Source organism: Streptomyces sp. NRRL F-6492, from assembly GCF_001280125.1.
In the GTDB taxonomy this organism is placed as follows: domain Bacteria; phylum Actinomycetota; class Actinomycetes; order Streptomycetales; family Streptomycetaceae; genus Streptomyces.
The window spans coordinates 1-253 of record NZ_LGEG01000187.1 but is presented as its reverse complement, the minus strand read 5'-3'; the positions used below and the strand labels follow the sequence as shown (position 1 = coordinate 253).

The following is a 253-nucleotide window of genomic DNA, read 5'->3' as shown; positions in this document are numbered from 1 at the left end:
GGTCGAATCCTTCGGACTGCGCCCCGACTACGTCGCCGGACACTCCATCGGAGAGATCACCGCCGCCCACATCGCCGGCGTCTTCAACCTCCACGACGCCGCCCACCTCGTCACCACCCGCGCCCGACTCATGCAAAACGCCACACCCGGCGGCACCATGATCGCCATCCAGGCCACCGAAGAAGAACTCCTCCCCCACCTCGACGGCCTGCACGACAAAGCATCCATCGCCGCCCTCAACTCACCCCACTCC

The 253-nt window shown here is 66.4% G+C and carries 1 protein-coding gene; it reads left to right on the top strand.

The window, feature by feature from the left end; genetic code table 11:
• Nucleotides 1–253, top strand: a 253-nt coding sequence (locus ADL08_RS14670; RefSeq protein ID WP_159048500.1) for an acyltransferase domain-containing protein, incomplete at both ends; no start/stop codon positions are given.